Source organism: Streptomyces sp. WAC04114 (assembly GCF_019733245.1).
Taxonomy (GTDB): Bacteria; Actinomycetota; Actinomycetes; order Streptomycetales; family Streptomycetaceae; genus Streptomyces; species Streptomyces massasporeus_A.
Map to the genome: position 1 here is coordinate 1 of NZ_JAIGQA010000290.1, position 5,704 is coordinate 5,704.

General features: G+C 66.8%; 7 protein-coding genes. 2 read left to right on the top strand and 5 right to left on the bottom strand.

Going from position 1 to position 5,704, the window contains the following annotated elements; genetic code table 11:
* Nucleotides 1-195 precede the first annotated feature (195 nt).
* Nucleotides 196-1,013 (top strand): IS5 family transposase gene (locus tag K4G64_RS37975; RefSeq protein WP_221760419.1). Its coding sequence is split into 2 segments (ribosomal slippage): nt 196-538 and nt 538-1,013, totalling 819 coding nucleotides; the frame shifts between segments, so codons are not numbered across the junction.
* Nucleotides 1,014-1,270: 257 nt separating this feature from the next.
* Here K4G64_RS37975 and K4G64_RS37980 read toward each other — a convergent pair.
* Nucleotides 1,271-1,813 carry a hypothetical protein gene (locus K4G64_RS37980; RefSeq protein WP_221760420.1) on the bottom strand — a complete coding sequence of 181 codons (543 nt, stop codon included), beginning with the start codon at nt 1,811-1,813 and terminating at the stop codon, nt 1,271-1,273.
* A gap of 267 nt (nt 1,814-2,080) precedes the next feature.
* On the opposite strand from K4G64_RS37980, the gene K4G64_RS37985 reads away from it, so the two are divergent.
* On the top strand, nt 2,081-2,767 hold the full coding sequence (locus tag K4G64_RS37985) for a hypothetical protein (RefSeq protein ID WP_221760421.1): 687 nt from the start codon (nt 2,081-2,083) through the stop codon (nt 2,765-2,767).
* A gap of 473 nt (nt 2,768-3,240) precedes the next feature.
* Here the strand turns inward: K4G64_RS37985 and K4G64_RS37990 are convergent, their stop codons facing one another.
* The 4 genes from K4G64_RS37990 to K4G64_RS38005 form a co-directional block, all read right to left on the bottom strand.
* Nucleotides 3,241-3,744: a hypothetical protein gene (locus tag K4G64_RS37990; protein ID WP_221760425.1), complete on the bottom strand. Its 504-nt coding sequence runs from the start codon at nt 3,742-3,744 to the stop codon at nt 3,241-3,243.
* A gap of 31 nt (nt 3,745-3,775) precedes the next feature.
* Nucleotides 3,776-3,964 (bottom strand): NucA/NucB deoxyribonuclease domain-containing protein, encoded by a 189-nt coding sequence (locus K4G64_RS37995; RefSeq protein WP_221760422.1) that lies wholly within the window; start codon nt 3,962-3,964, stop codon nt 3,776-3,778.
* 112 nt (nt 3,965-4,076) lie between these two features.
* The gene (locus tag K4G64_RS38000) at nt 4,077-4,754 is read right to left on the bottom strand and encodes a hypothetical protein (RefSeq protein WP_221760423.1); all 678 of its coding nucleotides are present in this window, start codon (nt 4,752-4,754) and stop codon (nt 4,077-4,079) included.
* Between the two features lie 98 nt (nt 4,755-4,852).
* Entirely contained in the window at nt 4,853-5,224 is a 372-nt protein-coding gene (locus K4G64_RS38005; RefSeq protein WP_221760424.1) for a hypothetical protein, read from the bottom strand.
* Between the last annotated feature and the right edge of the window lie 480 nt (nt 5,225-5,704).

A 5,704-nucleotide genomic window follows, 5' to 3' on the forward strand; every position in this document is an offset into this window, starting at 1 on the left:
CATCGATGTTCGCGACCCCGCCGCCCTGAGGACGCACCCGCGCCGACGGCAGCAACGGCCTCGCCAACTCCCACAGGCCATCCGGAATGATCCAACCCCACCGCCCACTCCCCATACTCCACTCAACTACCAACAGACCATGTAGGACACGGTCTAAGACTGTGTCCTACGTGGTGAGGCGTCGTTGGTTCGTTCATGGGGCGGGGTACGTGGAGTTGGATTGTTCCGGACGGGTTGTGGGAGATCGCGAAGCCGCTGATCCCGCCGTCGAAGGTGCGGCCGCAGGGCGGCGGAACACAGGACACGCCTGATGAGACGCTGTTCGCCGCGATCATCTACGTCCTGGTGTCCGGCTGCGCCTGGCGTGCGTTGCCACCCTGCTTCGCGATATCGAAGTCGACCGCCCATCGGCGGTTCCTCATCTGGTCGAGAGCCGGTGTCTGGGGCCGGCTGCACGAGGCCGTGCTGCATCGACTCGATGACGCCGGTCTCATCGACGTCACCCGCGTCGTCCTCGACACCGCCCACGTGAGGGCGAAAAAGGGGGCGAGCGCACGGGTCCGAGCCCCGTGGACCGGGGCAAGCCGGGTTCCAAGATGCACGTCCTGTCGGACGCGAACGGCCTGCCCCTCCTCGTTGGCGTCTCGGCCGGCAACACCCGCGACAGCGAAGGTCTGAAGCCGATGGTGGAGGGTCACCAAACGAGACACGACCCCCACCGCGGCCGGTACTTCAAGCCCCAGCGCCTGCATGCGGACAAAGCCTACGACCGGGCCGACCTGCGCAGATGGCTCCGCGGCAAGCGGATCGGCGTGCGCATCGCCCGCAAGGGCATCGAGTCCAGCGAACGATTAGGGCGCCGCCGCTGGGTCATCGAGCGGACGATGTCCTGGCTGTCCGGCTACCGCCGCCTGAGTCCTCGCTACGAGCGCGATCCCCGCAACTACCTGGCCTTTCTCGGACTCGCCGCCACCCTGTGCTGCTACAAGCGGCTCGTCCGCCTCACCACGTAGGACACGGTCTAAGCCTTTTCGGCCTGCGGCGGAGACGGCCATCCCGGCCACGATCGATGGGATGGGCGCAAGCACTAGTCTGGTGGCCCGGCGCTCCCTGCGCATTGGCGGGGATGACGCCGACGTGGCCGGGCTTTCCCCGGGCACTCGCGGAGCACCGCGTGCGCGAGGAGGCCTGCTGCCTGCCCACGCGGGTACGACGGGCTTAGCCGGAGCACCCTCGCGTCGGCGGGGAAGCAACGCGCACCGTGGTCTGGTTAGTCGAGCTTCTTCACGGCCGCCTCATACTCCGCCGCCTTGTCCGGCGTCAGATGACGCGACACCCGCACCAACACCGGCCCGCTCAAGTAGCGGTACTCCGTCAGCGCCGGCATCCCCTTCGTTACCGACTCGATGTAGTCCGCGCGAGCCTTCGCGTCCGCCGCCGAATCGAACGCCTCGACCGCGCCACCCCGGGATACGTCACCCTTATCCACGCCCTCCACCTCGGTCGCAGCCACCCGCGAGTCCCTGAACGTAACCTTCGACGTGTACTGGCCTGGCCTGCCGAGGAGCTTATTCGGATCGTTCTCCGCCGTGACTGTGCCGGTCAGCTCCGCCGCCCCGACTTCCGCAGCCAGCCGCTCGAACGCGGAACCCGCGGTCAGCGCCCCATCAGCCTTCCTCTCCGCTGCTGGCGCAGCAGACCCCGGCGAAGACGCCGCCGACTCACCACCCTCCGCATCATCCGAACCACCGCACCCGGACAACAAGCCAACCGCAGCGACGACAGCCACGGCGGACAGGGCGAACCTGCGCACAGAAGACCTCCACACGGAGCAGAACTCAGAACAGCGGCTACGGACCGCACCCGTACAACTACCACGCACCCGTCACCAACACGTCACGAACCGTCACCCCGGTGACACGAGAAGGGTGCTGCAGGCGCTTGGGCGGAGTGGATCTGCCGGGCCAGCAGGTCCATGCCGGGACCGTCGTCCGGCAAGACGATGCTTGAGCCCAGGGCGGTGAGCAGACACAGGGTTTGATCAGGGCAGATGCTGATCAACAGTGGATAGGGTGTGTGCATGTTACGTGCACGCGTCACCCTCATAACTGGCCTTGTCGGTGTTGCCGCGCTCACCGCTTGCTCCTCCAGCAGTGACAATCCTGCGTCAGGATCCGGGACGCAAAATGGGGACAAGGCGGTCTCCGCTCCTACCCCGAAGCCGATCACGGCGGAACTTACCCAGGCCCAGATCACCCAGGCCCTGCTCGGTGACGGCGAGACCCTTCCCGGCTGGTCTCTTCACGGCGACAAGTCGGTGACGGAAGGGCAGTACTGCAACGGATTCCAGGAAGCTGACTCCGCACCGGCGGGCTGGGTTCGCGGCGGTGATTCCTCATACGAGTACAACGGCTCCACGGAGAACGAGGCATTCATCCATATCTGCCTCTTCAAATCGGCGGATGACGCCCGCCGCCAGTACATGGCGTGGAAGGGCACTGAGACGAACAAGCAGCAGAAACCCAAAAGGCCGGTCGGTGACGAAAACACACTGGTCATCAACCCGGGTGCCAGCGATGACTCCGTCTACGGGTACGTCCGTTCGGGCAAGGTCAGTATCGAGGTACGGATCGAAGGTGGCGCCGCGGGTGATCCCTCGGGCACCCAGGCCATGCTCGCTGCGACGCTCAAGCGCCTTCAGCAACTGCAGGACGGCAAAGCCGCTACCGTGACGGCCCTTGACGAACAGGCCGCGGCACGGCAGTAAGCGATCTGAGTGGCGAGGTGGAGTTGGCGGCGAAAGAGGGCACGGTGGCCACGGCCGAATTGGCCGGACGCGGCTCGGTGGACGACCTGCGGACCGTGTGAGGTGGCCGTGGCGCCCGGCCGGAGGTCCGGCCAGGGCGCGCGGCGCAACCGCTGTACGGCTATGCGGGGAACTGGACCGGCAGGGCCCGGCTCGGGTGGGAGGTCAGCGCGCAGCACGCGGAACTGGCACCGCCAGCGCCTGGCCCTGGTCCTGTCCGTACAGAGAGCGGACGTCGGCCATGCCGCGCTGCCAGCTGCGCTCGCTACCGCCGGGTTCACGCGCCAGTTACGCGGCCTTGCCGCCGCGGTAGCCGCCGGCCTGCCGGAGCTTTCGAGGCCGATGGCGACGGCACGATCCCGCTGAGCCTCGGTGACGACCGTGTCTGCCCGCCCACCACTGCATGAGGTGGGCGGGCAGTGAGGTGTGCACTTTCAGAGGCCGCGGACGGTGGCCCCGTAGTTGTCGCTCTGGCGGAGCACGGTCACCTCTTGGGTGGGTGCCGGCCAGGCTTGGATGAGGTACCACTCGGTGACCTCGTCGGGGGCCAGGTCGACGGCAGTGTCGCGGCCGCGGGCGTGAATGCGCAGCCGGTAGTCGCCAGGACCGTTGAACGACAGGACGGGAAGTTCCTCGTCCAGGTCGTCCATGATGCCGCGGACCATGAGTTCTCCGGAGGCCGAGTGCGCCGAGATTTCGACGATCTCCGTCCAGTCCCCGCTGTTGGGCGCGGGCTGGGCCTCGTGGAGGGTGACCGTGACGTCGACGTCGCCGGTGTGGATGCCGGTCATCACCGTGATGGCGTCGTCGGCGATGCGCACCAGCCCGTTGTGCTCGCGCTCAAGCGCGGTGGCGGCCGGGCCGTCCTCGTCACCGATTTCGAACTGGTGGTACTGAACGGGCACGAGTCCGTTGCCCTGTTCGACCTCGTCACTCATTTCGCTGCCCTCCGCCGAGCCGTGCATGTGACTACTTGATCCACACCAGGAACTTGTCCTTCTCGATGATGCGGTTGTACAGGTAGAACCGACCGAGTGCCTTGCCGCCCTCCTCGTTCTGCTGACCGTTGATCATGCGCCGGCTGAAGTCGCCGCCACCGGACTTTGCGCCCTGCCAGGTCGAGGCGAACGGGTACTCATCGCACTGCTGGCCCGGCAACCGCTCCAGACTTGAAGGGCACGCCGCGTTCCGGTCCGGCTGGGCGGAGCGGCCCTGAAGAACGTCTACTTGTTCAACCGCATCGTCGAAAAGGACCGGTTCCTGGTGTGGATCAAGTAGGTGCCCAGCTGTGCAGCGGAAAGGAAGCCAGCAGATGAGCCGTCAGGTCGCGTACGGCAGCGGTCTCGTGCCGACCGCTTACCACCAGTTCCTCATCAGTGACGAGGACGGACCGGCTGCTGCGGACCTGCCCGCTGTCCACAACGGCCTCCTCGAGGTCACCGACGGTGAAATCGCGGTGCTTACCGGCGTCAGTAGCGGCGACGTCGACGTCACGGTCACCCTTCACGAGACAGAGCCCGTCCTCGGCGACGAGGACTGGCAGGAGATCGTCGAGATCTCCGCGAACTCTGCTTGGGGCGAGCTCATGGTCCGCGCCATGATGGACGACCTGGACGAAGAACTCCCCGTCCTGTCCTTCAACGGCCCAGGCGACTACCGGATACGCGTCCACGCTCGCGGCCGTGACACCGCTGTCGACGTGACGCCTGAACAGGTCGCTGCGCCCCGAATCCAGCGCCCTGCACCACTCCTTGGGGAAGATGAGCAGCGCGCCGTCGGACGGTGTCCCGTTGAACGTAATGGCGTGCGCGGCCTTCAGGTACTGGTCTTCCTTGCTGACGGTCTTCGACGGGCTCGGCTTTGCGGCCGGCTTGTCGTCGCCGCTGCCGCCGCACGCGGTGAGGCCGGCGAGCAGGCAGGCGGTAAGCAGGATGGTGGTGCGGCGCATGGTCCCCCCAAGGCGCGGATGTTGCTGGTGCGCGGGAGCGTAGCCGTCGGCCACGCCGCCACGCCCGGTAATGGTGAAGCGTCCCCTGTGCGAGGGAGTTACGGCTCAGGCGTGATCTGTGCCGACAGTTCTTCCGTCACCTCGTCAATCGCCGCCTGCAACTCGTCCTCCGATAGGTCGCCGCATGCGTTGTAGCCGGGCGTGGCGTCGATCTCCTTGGAGTCGTCCAGCAGCTCGGCCTTGATCCTCGTCCGGCACTCCGGGGACACGCTCACCGACGGCGACGGCTCCACCGTGACACTCACGGTCGGCGCCGGGTCCGCTCTGCTCTCGCCGCTGTCATCGTCGCGGGACTGTGCCACGAAGATGCCCGTGCCGACGATCGCCACGATCAGCGCCCCGGCCGACCCGATGATGATCGCGTTCGTGTGGCTCTTCCTTGGCGGCGGGTAGTACGGCGGCTGACTCACAGGTCCCCCACGGTGCTCGGTGTGCTGCCGTGCATCATCCGCCTGCGTGAAGGCATTGTGAGGCTGACGTCACCGTTCCGTGACCGGATCCGGCCGCAGGGCATGCGAACGGCCCGCCAGAGCTAAGACCTGACGGGCCGTCCTCAGGAACGCCGGGCGCAGCCCGGGGCGACCTCTCGGCGGATCAGCAGCTCTCGCCGTCCTTGACCGCGAACAGGGTCACCGGCGTGTCCGTGGGGTGCGTGCCAGGCTCGGGCTCCTGGCTGCACACGACCCAGTTGCGGTCGAAGACCTGGAGGCGCTTCTGGCCGCTGGCGTCCTGGTCGTCGAGGACGTAGAAGCCGGCGGCCTGCTGTTGCGGCCCTCTTGGAGGTGAGCAGCCCCTGCCCGCCAGTCAGGGACTTGCTCAGTTTTAGAGAGCGAGTCCGATAGAAGTTACTGGAAAGTAGGGTTGGTGCCGGAGATCGAGTGTGCGCCTCG

Coding starts and splice junctions, on each gene's coding strand:
- K4G64_RS37985 (WP_221760421.1), top strand. CDS start 2,081: ATGTTACGTGCACGCGTCACCCTCATAACTGGCCTTGTCGGTGTTGCC.
- K4G64_RS37990 (WP_221760425.1), bottom strand. CDS start 3,744: ATGAGTGACGAGGTCGAACAGGGCAACGGACTCGTGCCCGTTCAGTAC.
- K4G64_RS38000 (WP_221760423.1), bottom strand. CDS start 4,754: ATGCGCCGCACCACCATCCTGCTTACCGCCTGCCTGCTCGCCGGCCTC.